Source organism: Stenotrophomonas humi, assembly GCF_001431415.1.
In the GTDB taxonomy this organism is placed as follows: Bacteria; Pseudomonadota; Gammaproteobacteria; order Xanthomonadales; family Xanthomonadaceae; genus Stenotrophomonas; species Stenotrophomonas humi.
Genome location: NZ_LDJI01000050.1, coordinates 24,289 through 43,418 on the forward strand (window position 1 = coordinate 24,289; position 19,130 = coordinate 43,418).

A 19,130-nucleotide genomic window follows, 5' to 3' on the forward strand; every position below is an offset into this window, starting at 1 on the left:
ACAAGCGGCGGGAATCCGGGAAAGAGAAATATGGGTGGTGTGCCCCTTGGGTTGCGCTGTCCTGTTCCGGTGTGTGGGTGTTGGCGACTGGCTCGCCGCCCGGACTCATTGCCGCTCCCCCGTTCCATTGAAGACTCATGCGCCTAGACGACCAGCCTGCCTACGTCCTGCATGCACGCCCATGGCGTGAGACCAGTCTGCTGGTCGAAGTGCTGACGTGGGAGCACGGTCGCCTAGGTTTGCTGGCGCGGGGCGTGCAAGGGCCCAAGAAACAGGCATTGCGCGCGGCATTGCAGCCGCTGCAGTCCATTCATTTCGATGCGGTGATGGGCGGCGAACTGGCACAGCTGCGGCGTGCCGAAAGTCAGGACGTGGCGCCGCGCCTGCACGGCAACGCGATGCTGGCCGGCTTCTACATGAGCGAACTGGTGATGCGGCTTGCGCCCCGCAACGATCCGTCGCCGGAGCTGTACACGGCTTACGGCACGCTGCGCGATCGTCTGGAGCTGCCAGGGAATCTGGCATGGTCGCTGCGCTGTTTCGAGCGTGACCTGCTGGAAGCCCTGGGCGTGGGTTTCGATTGGACCTGTGCGGCCGACGGCGAGGCCGTCGACCCTGCCGCGCGCTATCAATTGGATCCGACACAGGGGCCGTTGCGTCAGCTCAGCGAACGCAGCAGTGCCGAGCGTCGCGGGCTGGCCACCGGCGCCGCCTTGCTGGCGCTGGCCGAAGACCGGCTTCCCGCGGCGGCCGACCTGGCCAGCCTGCGCCTGCAGATGCGCGCGGTGTTGCTGCACCATCTGGGCGGGCGCGGATTGAAGTCCTGGGAAATGCTGGGCGACCTCAGCCGCCCGGCAGAGTGAAAGGCTGCTCAGCCGAGCAGTGCGCTTACGGCGGAGTCGAAGTTCTGCCGGGCGCTGGTCGAGCTGGGGTTGTTATGCAGCTGGCGGACCGAGCGGGCCAGCTTCAACGCGCCGACAAAACCGCAACTGGCTTGCAGCCGGTGCAGCTGGTTGCGCAGTTCAGCGTCGTCGTGCCGATCCAGCGCACGGCCCACTGCATCGCGCGCGACGGGTAGTTCCGCCAGAAACAGTTCGCGCAGTGCACGCAGATGAGCCTGCTGCCCATTCAGTGCGGTGAGAGCGACCGCTTCATCCCAATGGGGTACATCGGTTCCATCGCGGCTGTCGCCGCTTACGGCCGATTTGGCCAGGGTGCGGCGGATTGCCTTGAGCAGGGTGTCACGGGTCATCGGCTTGATCAGCGTTTCGCTGAAGCCGGCTTGCTGCAGTGCCTGCTGGACCTCGGTGCTTGCATCGGCCGTATGTGCCAGTGCCGATACGCGCGGGTACTTGGCCCGCAGCCGTTGCAGCAGGGTAGGGCCGTCGCCGTCAGGCAGGTTCACGTCGATCAACCAGAGATCGTAGTGCGAGGATTCGGCGCGCTGCATCGCACTGGCAAACGAGTCGGCGATATCCACCGTTGCCGGCAGCGATTCCAGTGCGAACTGGAAGAAACCCTGGCTGGTCATGTCGTCCTCGACCAGTAGCAGGTGCGGGACGGATCCCTGTACGTGCGTATTCATCTGCTGCCTCCATGCCAGCGCGTTTTATGCATATTAGCGAGGGGGCCAGCATCTGCAAGCGGCGGAAGAGGTTCTGTCGCGCATCTGCGACAATACGCCCCCTTTTTGCCCGCAGCCTGTTGCCACGTGGCCCGATCCCGATCCCCCCGCATAGACAAGACTCCGTTCCAGACCGAGATCCTCGACCTGAGCCACGATGGCCGTGGCGTCGCGCGCCGTGATGGCGAGGGCGGCAAGGTCACTTTCATCAGCGGCGCGTTGCCGCAGGAAACGGTGATGGCCGAGCAGACCGGCAAGAGCCGGCATTTCGATGAGGCGCGTACGGTTGAAGTAGTGACTGCCTCGCCGCACCGCGTGGAAGCGCGTTGCCCGCATTTCGGCGTGTGCGCCGGCTGCGTGCTGCAGCATCTGGAAGAGTCACAGCAGATCATCGCCAAGCAGCGCGTGCTGATGGACAACCTGGAGCGTATCGGCCATGTGAAGCCGGGCGCCGTGTTGCCGCCGCTGGCGGGCGACAGCTGGGGTTACCGGCGCAAGGGCCGTTTCTCGGTGCGTCGCGTCGAGAAGAAGGACAAGACGCTGGTCGGTTTCCGCGAGCTGGATCCGCGCTTCGTCGCTGATCTGTCGCAGTGCCTGACGGTGATCCCGGAGATCGGCACCAAGGTGTCGGCGTTGTCCACGTTCATCGAAACGCTGGATGGCAAGCGCGATATTCCGCAGATCGAATTCATCGGTGGTGATGCGGCCATTGCATTGACCGTGCGCCATTTGCAGCCGTTGTCCGATGCTGACGCACAGGCATGGATCGCGTTCGGCCAGGAACACGGGTTTGCGATCTACCTGCAATCCGGCGGCCTGGAAACGGTGAAGCCGCTGTGGCCGGCCGAAGGCGTGGCGCTGTCGTTCGCGCTGCCGCAGTGGAATGTGGAACTGGCGTTCCGTCCGCTGGACTTCATCCAGGTCAACGCCAAGCTCAACCAGCAGATGATCGCGCACGCGCTGACCCTGCTGGATGCGCAACCGGACGAGCGCGTGCTCGACCTGTTCTGCGGTCTGGGCAACTTCACCCTGCCGCTGGCGCGCACCGTGCGCGAAGTGGTCGGCGTGGAAGGCGAGGCCGGACTGGTCGCACGCGCCAAGGAAAACGCCGAGCGCAATGGTTTGAGCAACGCGCAGTTCTTCGCTGCTGACCTCACCCAGGACCAGCGCCACACGCCGTGGATGAAGCAGGGCTTCGACAAGCTGCTGCTGGACCCGCCGCGCTCGGGCGCGATCGACGTGCTGCAGCAGCTGCCGTTGAAGCAGTTCAAGCGCATCGTCTATGTCAGCTGCCATCCGGGCTCGCTGGCGCGCGATGCGGGTTATCTGGTCAACGAGCAGGGCTTCACCCTGGTGTCGGCCGGTGCGATGGATATGTTCCCGCATACCGCGCATGTCGAAAGCATCGCCGTGTTCGAGAAGAAATAAGCCATGGGCATCGAGATCGAGCGCAAGTTCCTGGTCACCAGTGACGCTTGGCGCGCTGCCGCGCACGCCGTCATTCCGATGGCGCAGGGTTACATCAATGACATGGCGGCGATGGACAACGGCACGCAGAAGGCCTCGGTGCGCGTGCGCATCCAGGGCCAGGACGCGTACCTCAACATCAAGTCGCGGGAGCTGGGCCACACCCGCCAGGAGTTCGATTACCCGGTGCCGGTGAACGAGGCCCGCGAGCTGCTGGCGCTGTGCGTGGGCGGCCTGATCGACAAGCGTCGGCACATGGTCAGTTTCGGCGGTCTGCTCTGGGAAGTGGATGAGTTCCTCGGCGACAACGCTGGTCTGGTGGTGGCCGAAGTCGAACTGGAGAGCGCCGGGCAGCGCTTCGACAAGCCCGACTGGGCAGGCGCTGAAGTCACCGATGAGCTGCGTTACTACAATCTGGCACTGGCCTCGCGCCCGTACAGTGCGTGGAGCGCCGAAGAGCGCGGTCAGAACAACGACTGAGTCCGACATGGGCTGGGATGAATTCCCGGCCCAGCGGTCGCAAGCTCGCGCAACGCGTTTGTGGCGCCGGTTGGCGCAGCACACCCGGGGTTGCCTGCCAGTTGCCAAACGATCCGCCGCGATCAACAGCTGCGCGATCCACCTGTTGCTCTCCCCGAATACGCTTGCGCTTACCCGGGCGACGGGGTGCATGTGCGGTGGCGGATTCCGCAGCGTGCGAAGCGGCTTTGGCAGGCATTCCTGTCGCTGCGCGTGACAGTGTGTTCGTACAGGGCACCCAGTGAATCCGCCTTTTCCGAAATACACTGCGCCTCCTTGGCTGCTGCGGCATGCCGGCTTCGCATCTGATGCGTGAGTTGGCTACGGCAGCCCACACGACATAGGAACCTGCTCATGCGCATTGATATCTGGTCCGACGTGGTCTGCCCCTGGTGCTGGATTGGCAAGCACCGTTTCGAGCGTGCGCTGGCGCTGATGGGCGACAGGGCGCCGGAGGTGGACGTGCATTGGCACCCGTTCCTGCTGGCACCGGATGCCGATGCCACGCCGGTTCCGTTGCGCGAGGCTTACGCGGCCAAATTCGGTGGTGTCGAGCGTACCAACCAGATGCTGGCGCAGACCCAGGCAACCGCGCAGGCCGAAGGTCTGCCGATGGATTTCGACCGGGGCCAGGTGAAGGTCACCACGCTGCCGGCGCACCGTTTGATGTGGCTGGCCGGCACCCAGGGCGTGCAGGAGGCCGTAGGCGAGGCGTTGTTCCGCGCGCATTTCGAGCATGGCCGCAATCTGGCCGACCCGCAGGTGCTGATCGAAGCGGCCGCGGCTGGCGGCATCCCCGCCGAACGCGTCACCGCGATGCTCGGCTCCGAGGAGGGGCTGGCCGAGGTCCGTGCCGGGTTGGGCCAGGCGCAGGCGCTGGGCATCCAGTCGGTGCCTACCTTCGTCATCAATGGCCAGTACGCCGTGCAGGGCGCGCAACCGCCGGAAGTGATCGCCCAGGTGCTGGAGAAAGTGGCTGCCGAGGGCGCGCCTGCGGCGCCGGCAGACAATGAACACGGTTGCGGCCCGGACGGCTGCAGCGTCTGACGACAAAGGCGTCATCTGCGACAATGCCGGGCTACGCCGCAACCTGCGGCGACCTGGAGTCCATGCATGCTTTTGATCGGCGTTGCCGGCACCGAACTGACTGCCCAGGAGCGGGACTGGCTGCAGCACGATGCGGTCGCGGGCGTGGTGTTGTTCAAACGTAACTTCGCCTCCCGCGAGCAGGTGGTCGAGCTGACCTCGGCCATCCGTGCCGCCACCGCTCGGCCGCTGTTGCTGGCCGTGGACCAGGAAGGTGGGCGCGTGCAGCGCTTCCGTGAGGGCTATACCGAGCTTCCGCCGCTGGATGGCCTGGGTAGGCTGTATGCAAGCGACCCGGGCGGCGCATTGGCGCTGGCTGAACAGCACGCCTGGCTGATGGCCAGCGAAGTGCGCGCCAGTGGCCTGGACCTGAGTTTCGCCCCGGTGGTGGATGTGGGCCATGGCAACCTGGCCATCGGCAACCGCGCCTTCGGTGAAGACCCGCAGACCGTGGCCGCGCTCACGGCCGCCTATGTGCGCGGCATGCATTCGGTGGGCATGGCCGCCACGCTCAAGCACTTCCCCGGCCACGGCACCGTGCGTGAAGACACCCACGTCGACACCGCCATTGATCCGCGCTCGCTGCAGGAAATGGAAAGCCTTGATCTGGTACCGTTTCGTGCAGGCATCGCCGCCGGCGCCGATGCGGTGATGATGGCCCATGTCATCTACCCGCAGGTCGCGCCGGAGCCGGCCGGTTACTCGTCGCGCTGGATCAACCAGATCCTGCGCCAGGACATGGGTTTCCGTGGCGTTGTGTTCTCCGACGACATCGGCATGGCGGCTTCGTTCGCCGCTGGTGGCGTCAAGGCCCGGGTTGATGCCCACCTGGATGCCGGCTGCGACGTGGTGCTGGTCTGCCACCCGGAGCTGGTCGAAGAATCGCTGCAGGCCGTTGCCGGCCGCAGCCTCAATACCGCTGCGCTGCTGGGCTTGATCACCCGCGGCGCGATGGCCTGGGGCGGCCTGCTGGCCGACAGCCGTCATGGCGATACCCGCAACCGTTTGCTTGAAAACCTTGGAAGAACCGTCTGATGCCCAACCTCACTATCGAACAGGCCCTGGCCCAGGCCGACCTGCTGGTCGACCGCCCCACCATCGACAAGGCCATTGCCGGCATCGCCGACGCGATCGCGCGCGATTACAAGGGTGAAGTCCCGGTCTATCTATCGATCATGCACGGCGCGCTGCCGTTCGCTGGCCAGCTTGCGCTGGAACTGGGCGCACGCGGCCAGGACCTGCAGTTCGACTATCTGCATGCCACCCGTTACCACGGCGAGACCGGCGGCGATCTGGTGTGGAAGCACCGCCCGGCCACCGCGCTGTTCGGCCGTCGCGTGCTGCTGGTGGACGACATCCTCGACGAAGGCTTCACCCTGCAGGGCGTGCGCCAGTGGTGCATGGAGCAGGGCGCCACGGATGTGCGCATCGCCGCGCTGACGGTCAAGAAGCACGACCGCGCTTTGCCGGACGTCAAGGCCGATTACGTCGGCGTCGAGCTGCCGGACCGCTTTGTGTTCGGCTTCGGTATGGACGTCAACGAATCGCTGCGCACGCTGCCTGCCATCTACGCGATGAAGGAATAAGCCACGCCGCACCGGGGTGCCTTAGCGCCCCGGGCTGTCGATGGCAACGATGCGACCCTGGCGCGCCGACAGGCCGCCTTGGGGCGCTGTGCAACACCGCATCAGGAATCAGACATGGAACCTATCGCCCTGGCCGTGATCGGCGGCACCGGCGTTTACAAGCTGGCCGCGCTGGACGATGTCCAGACCCACGACGTGGAAACCATTTACGGCGCGCCCTCTGGCCCGGTCCGCGTGGGCCTGTTGAATGGCCAGCGCGTGGCCTTCCTGGCACGCCACGGTGAGGGTCATTCGATCCCGCCGCACAAGATCAATTACCGGGCCAATCTGGCCGCACTCAAGCAGTTGGGCGCGACCCGGGTGCTGGCGCTGAACACCGTTGGCGGCATCACCGACAATTTCGGTCCGCGCGTGCTGGCCTGCCCGGATCAGCTGATCGACTACACCTGGGGCCGTATCTCCACGCTCAGCGAGGAAGCTGGCAGTGAGGTGCTGCATGTCGATTTCGGCCATCCCTACACGCCATCCTTCCGCGCCAAAGTGCTGGCCGCAGCCAAGGCCAAGGGCGTGGTGATGCAGGACGGCGGCTGTTACGGCGCCACCCAGGGGCCGCGCCTGGAAACCAATGCGGAAATCGCGCGGATGCGCCGGGACGGCTGCGACCTGGTCGGCATGACCGGTATGCCGGAAGCCGGCTTGGCGCGCGAGCTGGGGCTGGAATACGCCTGCCTGGCCATCGTCGCCAATTGGGCCGCCGGCTGTGGCGAAGCGGAGGAGATCACCATGGCCGAGGTGCTGGCAAATGTGGAGGCGGCCTCGGCGGGTTTGCCGACTTTGGTGGGTGAACTGGCGAAGGGGTGATTGTCATCCCGCCTTAAGGTTTGCATACTCCGCCAGTACGCCTCATTCAGCGTGCATCAATCCATTCATCGAACAAGGTCTCGCATCACCATGCCGAACGGTACCGTCAAGTGGTTCAACGACGCCAAGGGATTTGGCTTCATCTCACCGGAGGACGGCAGCGCCGATGTCTTCGCGCACTTCTCCGCGATCAACTCCAAGGGCTTCCGCAGCCTGCAGGAAGGCCAGCGCGTCAGCTATGACGTGACCGATGGCCCGAAGGGTGCGCAGGCTTCGAATATCACGCCGGCCGAGTGATTCACCCGGTTGTGCCGAAAAACCCCGCTTCGGCGGGGTTTTTTTGTTGAATGGTGGGTTGAGAGCCCAGGCTGTCCTCATCCCAGGCCCGGTCCGTTTACCGGAAGGGGGCGGCGAAGGTAGTTGCAGGTACGAAGGAACGCAATGAGCAAACCATTGGATATCGCCATCGTCGGCTATGGCACCGCCGGGCAGGCCCTGGCGGTACTGCTGTCGCGTGACGGCCACCGGGTACAGGTGTTCGAGCAGGCAGCCACGCCGGGGCCGGTGGGGGCTGGCTTCCTGCTGCAGCCCAGCGGGCTGCAGGTGCTGTGGCAGATGCAGCTGTTGCCGCAGGTACTGGAACATGGCGCGGTGGTGCGTCGCTTGTACGGAGAAACACCGTGCGGGCGCGCGGTGATGGACATGCACTACGCCGGGCTGGATGCGCGCCTGTACGGCGTGGGAATGCAGCGCGGCGCCTTGTTCTCGTTGCTGGGCGCGGCATGGCAGGGGGCGGGCACGCTGCATGTCGACAGCCGCATCACCGCCATCGATGACACCCTGCAGCGTGTGCAGGACAGCCATGGCCACTGGCATGGGCCGTTCGACCTGGTGATCGCGACCGATGGCTCGGCCTCGGGCCTGCGCGCGCAGGTGCAGGGCACCCGGCTGGACCGGATCTACCCGTGGGGCGCGTTGTGGTGCCTGCTGCCACGCGGCGATTGGGCATTCGGCGATGAGTTGCGCCAGCGCTATGTCGCCGCGCGCAAGATGATCGGCCTGCTGCCGGTAGGTACCCGGCCCGGCGATGACGAACCCCGCCTGAGTTTTTTCTGGAGCCTGCCGCGCGATGGTTTTGCGGCCTGGGAGCAGAACGGGTTGGCGGCCTGGTTGGACGAGATCGAGACGTTGTGGCCCGAAGCACGACAGCGGCTGGAAGGCATCACCGTGCAGACGCAGCTGGCCCGCGCCAGTTACCGCGACGCGGTGATGGAGCGTTGGTATCGCGGTCGGCTGGTGCTGGCCGGTGACGCGGCGCATTCGATGAGTCCGCAGCTGGGGCAGGGCGTGAACATGGCGCTGCAGGACGCGCTGGCGTTGCGCGATGCCTTGCGTGCCGAAGGCCAGATCGAAGCCGCGTTGGCCCGTTACCAGGCCCAGCGCAAGGCCCATGTCTGGCTGTACCAGTTCTGGAGCCGCTGGCTGACGCCGGTGTTCCAGTCCGACCGCAATTGGGTAGCCGGTGCCCGCGACATGCTGTTCAAGCCGATGGGGCGCATGCCTGGTGGCCGTGGGCACATGCTGCGTGTGCTCAGTGGCACCCAGCACGGGCTGTTCGGCAAGCTGGCGCTGGAGGACGCATTCATCGCCGCGCTGCAGGAACTGCCTGGCGCTCGATGACGGGCGCACAACGGGTGCATGCGGCAGAATCAGGCGTGCCATCCAGGAGCCGCCGTCATGACGCTGCAACTGCCCGCGTTTGAAACCCATGTCGTCGACAACCAGCCGCCGCCATTTGGCGGGCGCAACCTGTGGCGCGATGACCACGCGCTGCAGGAGGCGGTATCGCGTGAGGGGGGCAAGGCGTTCGTGGCCACCTTGTCGCATTACGGCGAGCTTGCCGGCGGCGATCTGTACCGCGCCGGCTTCGATGCCAACCGTCAGCGGCCGCAGCTGCGCACGCATGATGCGCAGGGCCATCGCATCGACACGGTGGATTTCCATCCGGCGTACCACCAGCTGATGTCCACCGCCAAGACGCATGGCGTCGGTGGGCTTTCCTGGCATGCACCGCAGGCCGGTGCGCATGTCGCACGTGCGGCGCTGAGCTATCTGCACCATCAGGCCGAAGCGGGCACGAGCTGCCCGCTGACCATGACCCATGCCGCCGTGCCGGTATTGCGGCAGGAGCCGGCGCTGGCCGAATGGGCCAGCAAGGCGGCGATGCCGTTCTACGATCCGCGCGATCTGCCGATCAGCGACAAGGCCGGCATCACCCTCGGCATGGGCATGACCGAGAAGCAGGGCGGTTCGGATGTCCGCGCCAATACCACCACCGCAAGCCCGCTGGTCACGCCCGGCGAGTACAGCCTGGTGGGGCACAAGTGGTTCTTCTCCGCACCGATGTCCGATGGCTGGCTGGTGCTGGCTCAGGCGCCGGGCGGTTTGACGTGTCTGTTGATGCCGCGTCGGTTGCCTTGCGGCCGGCGCAACGCGTTCCATCTGATGCGGCTGAAAGACAAACTGGGCGATTGGGCCAATGCCTCCAGCGAGGTCGAGTTCTGTGGTGCCTGGGCGCGCCGCGTCGGCGAGGAAGGGCGCGGCGTGGCCACCATCATCGAGATGGTGATGCTGACGCGCCTGGACTGCATGCTCGGTGCCGCTGCGGAAATGCGCATGGCGCTGGCGCAGGCACTGCATCACACGCGGCACCGGCGCAGCTTCGGCAAGTGTCTGGTGGAGCATGCGTTGATGGCCAACGTGCTGGCGGACCTGGCCGTCGAATCGGAAGCGGCCACCGCGCTGGCGATGCGGGTCGCACGTGCGGTGGATGCCGCACCGCAGGATCCGCGCGAAGCGGCGTTCGCGCGCATTGCCACCGCCATCGGCAAGTTCTGGGTCTGCAAGCGCGCCCCGGCATTCGTCAACGAGGCGCAGGAATGCCTGGGTGGCGCGGGCTATGTCGAGGAGTCGATGCTGCCGCGCCTGTACCGGCAGGCGCCGCTCAATTCGATCTGGGAGGGCAGCGGCAACGTGCAGTGCCTGGACGTGCTGCGCGCGCTGGCACGCGAACCACAGGCGCGTGCGGCGCTGCTCGAGGAACTGCAGCAGGCCAGTGGTCGGGCGGATGTTTACGATCGTGCGCTTGCCGCGGTGTCACCCGCATTGTCAGCGGCCGCGACACCCGAGGCCGATGCGCGCAGCTTGGTCGCGCGATTGGCTGTGCTGTTGCAGGCCGCCACGTTGTTGCGTGTTGGCAGCCCGCTGGCTACGACCTTCGTGCAGTCGCGGCTCGGTGGCGCAGGCCATGTTTACGGCGTGCTGGATGCCACAACGCCGTTTGCCGACGTCCTGGCGCGTGCGCTGCCGGCCAACTGATCAGCCGGCACCATCGAGGTTGGCGTCGAACGGCAGCACGCGGTTGCGGCCGCTGCGTTTGGCGCGATACAACGCCGCATCGGCTTTGCGTAGCAGCGTGATGCCGGCCACGCCATCCACCGGGTAGGTGGCCACGCCCAGCGACACCGTGATCGGCGGCAGCGTCTTGCCTGAGAAGGGCACGCTCATCTGCGACAGCGCGATGCGCAGTTCCTCGGCATGCCGCAGCGCCGAAGCGCGATCGGATTCGGGCAGGATCACCGTGAATTCTTCACCGCCATAGCGGCAGGCAATGTCTTCGCCGCGCAAGCGTGAGGACAGTAGCTGGCCGACCGCTGCCAGCAAGGCATCGCCGCCGCCATGGCCGTGGGTATCGTTGAACTGTTTGAAGTGGTCCACGTCCAACATCAACACCGACAGGGGGAAATCCCGGCGCCCGCAACGGGCGATCTCGCGTGCCAGCGACTCTTCCAGATAGCGGCGGTTGTACAGGCCGGTCAACGGGTCGCGGATGGATTGCAGGCGCAGCGATTCGCGCAGGCGCAGGTTGCTCAATGCCAGCGACAGCTGCTCCACCGCCGACTCGGCCACGGTGAGTCGCGGCAGGGGACCGGGGCCGGCGCCACTGAGGAACAGGAAGCCGATCTGCACGCCCTGCGCCGACATCGGGATGCAGGCCGTCGCCACGCTCAGTCCTTCATCCGGACGGCCGATATGCGGACAGCCCGCGTCACGGTGCAGGTCGTCGCTCAGGTGTGGTTGGCCACGACGGATGGCCCAGCAGTCACTGGGTACCAGGAACGCGCTGGTTTCCACCAGCGGCACCCCCCAATTGACGATGTTCTCTGCGCGGTCATTGGAAGCGCGCAGCAGGTAGACCGAACCGGCAGCTTCGGGCAGCAGTACTTTCAGCGTGCGCGCGGTGATCTCCAATGCTTCTTCAGGATTGGCGCAGCTCTGCAACAGGCCGGTATAGCGGCCCAGCGTCTGCAGGTCGGCGCTGGAACGCTCCAGCTGTTCCAGATTGATGGCCAGCTGCTGGCCGGCACTGGCCGCACGTTTTTCCGCGCGCGAACGCCGGCGCAGTTCCGACAACAGAATGCCGTACACCGAAGCCACCACCGCCAGGCCGAACGGAATGCCGGCGAAGGCCAGGCCGAGCAGCAGGTCGGCACTGCGACGCGAGCTGGCCGCACGCTCCACCAGCAATGCATGCTCGGCCTGCACCATCAGCCGCACCTGTTCGCGTATGGCGCTGGTGGTGCGGAACGCATTCTGGTTGATGGCCGCGCGTGCCGGTTCCAGGCCCTGGCTGTCGTAGATGCCGACGACATGCTGGATCTGTCCCAAACGGTGGTTGACCAGCTTCTCAAGCTTGCGTGCGTTTCCAGCCTGCTCGGGGTTGTCGGCAACAGAGCGGGAGAGGGTGGCCAGCACCAGTGGAAGGCGCTCCACGCTCATCTGGTAATCGATCAGATACGCCTGGCTGCCGGTGAGCAGATAGCCGCGTTCGGCGGATTCGGCATCGAGCACCATCGACTGGATTTCATCGATGCGGCCGATGACTTCGTGGGTATGCGCGACCAGGCGGGCATCGGCAATGAACCAGCGGGCGCCGGCAAATACGCCAATGCCGATGGCAACGAAGACCAGTGCGGAGAACGTCAGTGCGATCTTGCTGCGAGTGCGTTGTTGCATCGCCACCTTGGGTGCGTAGTGGAAGAAGCCGGTGCAATCCTGCGCCAGCTTTTCTGACCAATTTATTCGTGGGATCCCTCTCCCAATGGCAACGCATAAACGTTGCGAGCCACGCAGCCACCGCGTGAACGGTGGCTGCGTGGCTGAGTCTATCAATGCTTGGCCTGGTCCGCCTTCTCGCGTGCGTCTTTTGCGACGTCATGCGCATGGTCGGCGACCTTCTGTGCGGCATCGGCGCTGGCGGCACTGGCATCGGCGGCAGCCTGTTTGGCCGAGACCGACGCATCTCTGGCGGCCTCGCTGGTGGCATCTACCGCGTTGTCCAGCGCCTGTTGGGATTCGGCGGCTGCATTGCGGGTGGCCTCGGCGGCCTGGCTGGCAGCATCACGGGTGGCATCGGCGGCGGAGTGCGCAGCTTCCTTGGCGGCTTCGGCGGCGGTAGCGGCATCACGCTTGGCTTGCTCAGCGGCGTGGTCGTTGCAGCCGGCCAGTGCCAAGACCAGGCTTCCTGCGAGTAGGGGTACAAACAGCTTCATTGCGTTTCTCCTGGTGGGAACCCACGCGTGCAGCCTAGGCGCAGGCGTATTCACGCCGCGTCAAAGCGTGCGCCGACGTGATGTGCCACATCGATGCGAGCGCGGCTGAAGCAAGTGCGGCAAGGGAGATCACGCAACGGACAGGCAATAAAAAAGCCGCTGGCGAACCAGCGGCTTTCGAGACTTGCGTCGAAGAAGAAGTTATTACTTCTTGGCTTCTTCAGCAGCGTCCTTGGCTTCGGTTGCGACGTCCTTAGCGGCTTCGGCAACGTCAGCAGCGGCGCCAGCAGCGGCGTCGGTAGCAGCGCCGGCGGTAGCAGCAGCGGCTTCGCCAGCAGCGTCAGCAGCGGTGGCGGCGGTGTCAGCAGCAGCCTGGGCAGCGTCAGCGGTAGCAGCGCCGGCGGTGGCAGCAGCGTCAGCAGCGCCCTGGGCTTCGGTAGCGGCAGCGTCGGCGGTAGCGGCGGCGTCAGCAGCCTGCTCCTGCTTGGAGCAGGCGGTCAGGGCCAGGCCCAGGGCCATCGCGATCAGCAGCTTGTTGATGCTCATTGTGTAATCCTCGTCGTGGAAATTTGGCAACGCGCCATTGCGCGCCGGGAACATGATGACAAGCCCATTTCGACTGTCAAGCGATCCCGCATTCATATTTCAGAAATTCTTAAATTTCCAAATCAAATCAATTCGATGGCGATAGCGGTTGCTTCACCGCCGCCGATACAAAGAGACGCAACGCCACGCTTGAGGCCGCGTGTGCGCAATGCGTTTACCAGCGTAACCACCAGTCGCGCACCTGATGCACCGATCGGATGGCCCAATGCACAGGCGCCACCATTCACGTTGATCTTTTCGTGTGGGATGCCCAGTTCGCGGATCGGGGCCATGGCCACCACGGCGAAGGCTTCGTTGATTTCAAACAGGTCGACGTCCTCGATTTTCCAGCCGGCCTTGTCGAGCACTTTCTTCATCGCGCCGATCGGGGCGGTGGTGAACCATTCCGGTTCCTGGGAGAACGTGGCATGGCCGGCGATGCGGGCCAGCGGCGTCACCCCGCGACGTGCGGCTTCATCGGCCGAGAGCAGCACCACTGCGGCGGCGCCGTCGGAAATGCTGGAGGAGCTGGCGGCGGTGACACTGCCGTCCTTCTTGAATGCCGGGCGCAGGGTCGGGATCTTGGCGATGTCCGACTTGCCCGGCTGCTCGTCCTGGTTGAACTCGACCTCGCCCTTGCGGGTGGCAACCTTGACCGCAACGATCTCGTCATTGAACGCGCCATTGGCCTGTGCGGCCTGGGCGCGCTTGACCGACTCGATCGCGTAGGCGTCCTGCTCTTCGCGGGTGAAGCCGTATTTGGCCACGGTGCCTTCGGCGAACACGCCCATGGCCTGGCCGTCGTAGGGGTTGGTCAGGCCGTCCCATGCCATGTGGTCGACCGCCTGGAAGTTGCCATAGCGGTTGCCGGTGCGCGAGTTGGGGAGCATGTGCGGGGCATTGGACATGGATTCCATGCCGCCGGCGACGACGATGCTGGCCGAACCGGCCTTGATCAGGTCATGGCCGAGCATGATGGCCTTCATGCCAGAACCGCAGACCTTGTTGAGCGTGGTGGCACCGGTGCTGGTCGGCAGGCCGGCAGCCAATGAAGCCTGGCGAGCTGGTGCCTGGCCCAGGTTGGCCGGCAGAACGCAGCCCATGATTACCTCGGAGACGTCGGCGGCGGGAACGCCGGACTGCTCCATGGCCGCGCCGATGGCGGCTGCGCCCAAGGTGGGAGTGGGTACACCATTGAACTGACCCAGGAAGGAGCCAATGGCGGTACGTTTGGCGGCGGCGATGACGATGTCGGACATGAGCAATCTCGGTTATACCTTGCGGCAATTATCGAACGTCGCCGGCGCGGGGCCCATTGGACCAACGGCACATCCGGCGGACTGTGGATTGTCGTTGCAGTATAGAAGGTCGGTACCACGGAGCTGGTTGCCGGTAATACCTGAATTGGCAGAAGTACCCAACAAGGAAAGGAGAACGGTATGGGCAGGCATGCATGTGTGCAGGGGGCGCTGGCCAGTTCGCTGGCATTGGTGTTGAGCGCGTGTGGTGGCGGTGGTGGATCGAAGTCCAATCCACCGCTATCGCCACCGCCCACCACGCCACCACCCGTCACACCGCCACCAATCCCGCAGCCGGCCGTTGACGCGCACCTGGCACTGACCAATGCCCGCGCAGCACAGGCGCTGGGCCTGACCGGTGCGGGGTTCCGCATCGGTGTGGTCGATTCGGGGGTGATGCGCAATCACCCGGCTCTGGCGGGACGCGTGGTGGCCAACTATTTCTATCTGGACCCCGCCAGGAACAACGCCAACGTTGATGATGTGGTCGGCCACGGCACGGCAGTGGCCGAGCTGGCGGCGGGTGCGGCGGTCGGTACGTGGCCGGGTGGCATCGCGCCGGGGGCGCAGATTGTCTCGGCACGCATCATCAGCGACACGCGGCCCACCGATGATGGTTCCGGGCAGGGCAATGAAGTAGATGGCGCACTCGGTTTCGCACCGATCCACGACGACCTGATCCGCGCTGGCGTGCGCATCATGAACAACTCCTGGGGCGGCCTGTACTGGAGCAAGCCCACGGCCACGGCGCCCATTGCGGCCGAGTACCGGCCCTTCATCATCAGCAATGACGGCCTGGTGGTGTTTGCCACCGGCAATGAGTCACGCACCAACCCGTCCAGCATGGCGGCGTTGCCAAGCCAGCCCGGCCCCAATGGCACCTTGCCGGCAGCGGACCTGGAGCGCGGTTGGCTTGCGGTGGCGGCTTTGGATACCGCCAATCCCACGCAGTTGGCGTCCTATTCCAACGCCTGTGGCGTGGCGAAGAACTACTGCCTGGTCGCGCCGGGTACGGCGGCCTATGTCAGCGCGCAAAGCACCGCGGGCAACCTGAGTTATCAGTACAACAGCGGCACTTCGTTCTCGGCACCGTTGGTGTCCGGTGCCGCGGCGTTGGTGTGGCAGGCGTTTCCATATTTCAACAATGATCTGGTGCGGCAGACGCTGCTTGGTACCGCCACGGACCTGGGGACACCAGGCCCGGATGCGCAATTTGGTTATGGCCTGCTCAACGTCGGCAAGGCGGTGAAGGGGCCGGCGAAGTTCGACTGGGGCGATGCGGTGGTCAACGTCAATCAGTTCGGATTGGGATCGGTGTGGAGCAATGACATCAGTGGCAGTGGCGGGCTGGTGAAGCAGGGGGATGCCGCGCTGAGTCTGTCGGGAAACAACACCTATGCCGGCGCCACCCGGATTGAGCGCGGAACCCTGGCGCTGCGCGATGGTGGCTCGATCCGCTCCAACGTCACCATTACCCCGCAGTCCAACCCAACCACGGCGGGCCTGCAATTCCTCAACGGCGATACGCGGGTGGTGGGCAATGTCGATAATGGCGGCAGCGTCATGCTGCTGGGGGCGGACAGCAGCGGCACCATCGAGGGCAACTACGTGCAGCGGGCCGGTGCGCAGTTGATGATCGCCTTGGGGACGAAGGCGCTGCAGGTGAGTGGGACGGCGACACTGGACGGCGGCGTATTGATCAACGGCATGGTCAATGGCTACGTCCCACAGGACGGCAAGCGTCAGGATCTGATCCATGCCGGCAGCGGCGTGAGTGGAGTATTCGCCGCGCCCGCCACGGTGACGCAGAACACCGGCCTCAGTCTGCTGCAGAGCCACTACGGCTACGACCCCAACAATGCATGGCTGGTGCTGGACCAGGTGAGCGTGACCAGCGCGGCACGTTCGGCAGGGCTGGGCATACAGGCGATGTCGGTGGCGCAGCGCGTGGAGCAGGCGTTCGAGCTGCTGGATGGAAACATCGCCTTGCAGGGCAGTACGTTCGGTGCTGCGGCGGCTGCCATGCAGCAGGTTGGTGGCGGCTTCAACGGACTGGGCAACAGCCTTGAAAGCCTGTCAGGCAAGGCGCATGCGGCAGCGACGGCGATGACTTTCGACAGCGTTGACATGAACCGTCGTGCGCTCTCTGCGCAGTTTGCCGATACCTCGGCTGGACCGTTGCAGGGCCGCAGCTGGACGCGCGCGCTGGGCGGCGGCGGGCAGGGTGGTTACCTCGGCAGTGACTACAACGTGGGCGGCTGGATGATGGGCGGCGAAGTGGCCGTGGCAGGCAATGGCGTGCTCGGGTTCGCGTTCGGCGAGACCCGTGCCAACACCACCGTCGGTGTGGCCCAGGACCGAAGCCGTGACCGGCAGGCCCAGTCGCAGTTGTACGCAGGTTGGCGCATGGGCGGCGCCTATGTGCTGGGGCAGGCAGGGTTTGGCCAGTACCAGCGCGAACTGGACCGCGGCCTGTTGCTCGGTAGTGAGCGTGCGGGCGTGCAGTCGCGTTACGGCGGCAACTTCCTGTCCGGCAGCGTGGAAAGTGGCTATCGCCTGGGGCATGGTGCAGCCACACTCACGCCTTACCTGGGGGCGGAGTACACCCGTATCGATAACGATGCTTTCCGCGAACAGGGCGGCTATGGATTCGGTCTGCGGGCTGATGACTGGAGCAGCAGTCGCACCCAGGCCTTGGCAGGTCTGCGCGGGCAGTATCTGTGGAAGCACTTCGCGTTCAACGGTTACGCCGAATGGCAGCAGACGCTGGATGGCAGTGGCCTGACCCTGGACGCCGGCTTCGTCGGTGTGGATGCATGGGCCCCGCTCGCAGGGTTGCAGCCTACGCGCTCGGGTGGTCTGCTCGGGATGTCGGCGGACGCATGGTTGTCGCGTACGACACGGCTGTCGTTGGGCTACGACCAGCGCTTCGGCCCGCGCGGCGATAATCGTCAGGTGTCGCTGCGGTTGCAGCGTGAGCTTTGATGCGGGAGTGAGTGCTGATAGGTGAGGGAAGGGCGGTAGCGGCCTTCTCTCATTCCTGCCCCTGCTCGCGTGTTCTGCAGGTGTTAGAGACAAAAAAGTGAGGAGAGCGAGGGAGCAGTGTCGCTCCTCTCGCACGCCTCGCTTGTACTGACCTGCTTCCGCTTACTCGCCGCGCAGACGATTCATGCGCGGGGTGGCGCGGCCCATCGGCAGCTTCAGTTTGCCGATGGCTTCCAGACGGCCTTCAGCGATGCGATCGGCTGCACGCTGCGGGGAAATGTCGTCGCGTTCGGATTGGTCGAAGATCTTGCCGAGGTTGTGATAAATGCTGCGGATCAGGCGCATCGCGCGTTCGCGGTTGTAGCCGTCGATTTCCAGCGACACGTTCATCACGCCGCCGGCATTGACCGCGTAATCCGGTGCCCACAGCACGCCGCGCTTGTACAGCTCATCACCCACCGCGTGGCTGGCCAGCTGATTGTTGGCGGTACCGCAGATGACCTTGGCCTTGAGCCGGTCAAGCGTGTCCATGCCGATGCCGCCTTCCATCGCGCACGGCGCGAATACGTCGGCAGCCACGTCGTAGATCGCATCGGGCTTGACGGCCTCGCAGCCGTATTCGCTGACCGCGCGCTGCACCAGCACCGGATCCAGGTCGGTCACGTAAAGCTTGGCGCCGCGTTCGCGCAGCAGCTTCACCAGTTCCATGCCGATGTGGCCCAGGCCCTGTACGGCGATGCTGACCTTGCCCACTTCCTCATGGCCGAACTTGCGCTTGATGGAGGCCATCAGCGCCTGCAGCGCACCGTAGGCGGTGAACGGTGCCGGGTCGCCGGAACCGCCATGCACCTGGTGCACGCCGGTGACATAGCCGGTTTCCAGGTAGATGTTCTCCATGTCGTTGACGTCGGTACCCACGTCCTCGGCAGTGAAGTAGCGCCCGCCCAGTGCCTCGACCTGCCGGCCGAAGGCGCGGAACAGGACTTCGCTCTTGTCGGTTTTCGGGTCGCCGATGATGACGGCCTTGCCGCCGCCTACGTTCAGCCCTGCCAGGGCGTTCTTGTAGGTCATGGTCCGGCTCAGGCGCAGGACATCACGCAGCGCGTCATCGGTGTTGGCGTAGGGGCGCATCCGCACGCCGCCCAGGGCCGGGCCCAGGGTGGTGTTGTGGATGGCGATGATCGCCTTCAGGCCTGCTTCGCGGTTCTGACAGAACACGACCTGTTCATGGCCGGAAGTCTCGAGGGTTTCGAAAAGCATGGAAGCTCCGATGGCGGTTTTTGCCACAACGTCAGTGATCTTGCAGCCAAATGGCGGCCCATAAAACAAAAATGCGACTTCGTCGTTGGGGTGACGGGTCGCGAGGGCGCCATTCTAAAGCATTCCTGGTAGGGGAAGTGTTCAGGCAAGCATGCCGGATAAGGGGCTTCACCCATCCTCACGGGCCTTCACGGCTGCCACCGATAGCGCAAACCCCGAAAAGGTCACGCTGCGCTGCAACCTGACC

17 protein-coding genes are annotated in these 19,130 nt (G+C 65.1%); 11 read left to right on the plus strand and 6 right to left on the minus strand.

The genetic code is table 11. The annotated features are described in order from the left end of the window. Nucleotides 1–137 precede the first annotated feature (137 nt). Nucleotides 138–863, plus strand: coding sequence for a DNA repair protein RecO (gene recO / locus ABB26_RS17895; protein ID WP_057636071.1), 726 nt, complete (start codon nt 138–140; stop codon nt 861–863). Nucleotides 864–871: 8 nt separating this feature from the next. Here the strand turns inward: recO and ABB26_RS17900 are convergent, their stop codons facing one another. Beyond that, complete coding sequence (locus ABB26_RS17900; protein WP_057636072.1) at nt 872–1,585, minus strand: Hpt domain-containing response regulator; 714 nt, start codon at nt 1,583–1,585, stop codon at nt 872–874. A 126-nt stretch (nt 1,586–1,711) separates the two neighbouring features. On the opposite strand from ABB26_RS17900, the gene rlmD reads away from it, so the two are divergent. The 9 genes from rlmD to ABB26_RS17945 all read left to right on the plus strand — a co-directional run bounded on the left by rlmD (nt 1,712) and on the right by ABB26_RS17945 (nt 10,521). Continuing rightward, nucleotides 1,712–3,052, plus strand: coding sequence for a 23S rRNA (uracil(1939)-C(5))-methyltransferase RlmD (rlmD, locus tag ABB26_RS17905; protein ID WP_057636073.1), 1,341 nt, complete (start codon nt 1,712–1,714; stop codon nt 3,050–3,052). A gap of 3 nt (nt 3,053–3,055) precedes the next feature. After that, nucleotides 3,056–3,571: a CYTH domain-containing protein gene (locus ABB26_RS17910; RefSeq protein WP_057636074.1), complete on the plus strand. Its 516-nt coding sequence runs from the start codon at nt 3,056–3,058 to the stop codon at nt 3,569–3,571. A gap of 393 nt (nt 3,572–3,964) precedes the next feature. After that, nucleotides 3,965–4,657 carry a DsbA family oxidoreductase gene (locus ABB26_RS17915; RefSeq protein ID WP_057636075.1) on the plus strand — a complete coding sequence of 231 codons (693 nt, stop codon included), beginning with the start codon at nt 3,965–3,967 and terminating at the stop codon, nt 4,655–4,657. 66 nt (nt 4,658–4,723) lie between these two features. After that, nucleotides 4,724–5,731, plus strand: coding sequence for a beta-N-acetylhexosaminidase (gene nagZ, locus ABB26_RS17920; protein WP_057636076.1), 1,008 nt, complete (start codon nt 4,724–4,726; stop codon nt 5,729–5,731). Beyond that, nucleotides 5,731–6,282, plus strand: coding sequence for a hypoxanthine-guanine phosphoribosyltransferase (locus tag ABB26_RS17925; protein WP_057636077.1), 552 nt, complete (start codon nt 5,731–5,733; stop codon nt 6,280–6,282). Before nagZ ends, ABB26_RS17925 begins: the two co-directional genes overlap by 1 nt. A gap of 114 nt (nt 6,283–6,396) precedes the next feature. Further along, nucleotides 6,397–7,143, plus strand: coding sequence for an S-methyl-5'-thioinosine phosphorylase (locus tag ABB26_RS17930; protein ID WP_057636078.1), 747 nt, complete (start codon nt 6,397–6,399; stop codon nt 7,141–7,143). 90 nt (nt 7,144–7,233) lie between these two features. After that, nucleotides 7,234–7,440, plus strand: a complete 207-nt coding sequence (locus tag ABB26_RS17935; RefSeq protein ID WP_057636079.1) for a cold-shock protein — start codon at nt 7,234–7,236, stop codon at nt 7,438–7,440. 144 nt (nt 7,441–7,584) lie between these two features. Then, nucleotides 7,585–8,823: an FAD-dependent oxidoreductase gene (locus ABB26_RS17940; protein ID WP_057636080.1), complete on the plus strand. Its 1,239-nt coding sequence runs from the start codon at nt 7,585–7,587 to the stop codon at nt 8,821–8,823. 57 nt (nt 8,824–8,880) lie between these two features. Next, nucleotides 8,881–10,521: an acyl-CoA dehydrogenase family protein gene (locus ABB26_RS17945; protein ID WP_083490919.1), complete on the plus strand. Its 1,641-nt coding sequence runs from the start codon at nt 8,881–8,883 to the stop codon at nt 10,519–10,521. On the opposite strand, the gene ABB26_RS17950 is transcribed toward ABB26_RS17945, so the two are convergent. The 4 genes from ABB26_RS17950 to ABB26_RS17965 form a co-directional block, all read right to left on the minus strand. Beyond that, nucleotides 10,522–12,219, minus strand: a complete 1,698-nt coding sequence (locus ABB26_RS17950) for a diguanylate cyclase (RefSeq protein ID WP_057636081.1) — start codon at nt 12,217–12,219, stop codon at nt 10,522–10,524. It abuts the gene before it with no gap. Between the two features lie 152 nt (nt 12,220–12,371). Further along, nucleotides 12,372–12,755, minus strand: a complete 384-nt coding sequence (locus ABB26_RS17955; RefSeq protein ID WP_057636082.1) for a hypothetical protein — start codon at nt 12,753–12,755, stop codon at nt 12,372–12,374. Nucleotides 12,756–12,959: 204 nt separating this feature from the next. Next, entirely contained in the window at nt 12,960–13,301 is a 342-nt protein-coding gene (locus tag ABB26_RS17960; RefSeq protein WP_057636100.1) for a hypothetical protein, read from the minus strand. Between the two features lie 122 nt (nt 13,302–13,423). Further along, complete coding sequence (locus ABB26_RS17965) at nt 13,424–14,599, minus strand: thiolase family protein (protein WP_057636083.1); 1,176 nt, start codon at nt 14,597–14,599, stop codon at nt 13,424–13,426. 180 nt (nt 14,600–14,779) lie between these two features. Here ABB26_RS17965 and ABB26_RS17970 point away from each other — a divergent pair, with 180 nt between their 5' ends. Beyond that, nucleotides 14,780–17,623: an autotransporter serine protease gene (locus ABB26_RS17970; protein ID WP_057636084.1), complete on the plus strand. Its 2,844-nt coding sequence runs from the start codon at nt 14,780–14,782 to the stop codon at nt 17,621–17,623. A 162-nt stretch (nt 17,624–17,785) separates the two neighbouring features. Here ABB26_RS17970 and ABB26_RS17975 read toward each other — a convergent pair whose 3' ends face one another. Further along, a complete protein-coding gene (locus tag ABB26_RS17975; RefSeq protein WP_057636085.1) occupies nt 17,786–18,883 on the minus strand; it encodes a Glu/Leu/Phe/Val family dehydrogenase in 1,098 nt (365 codons plus the stop codon). Nucleotides 18,884–19,130 lie beyond the last annotated feature (247 nt).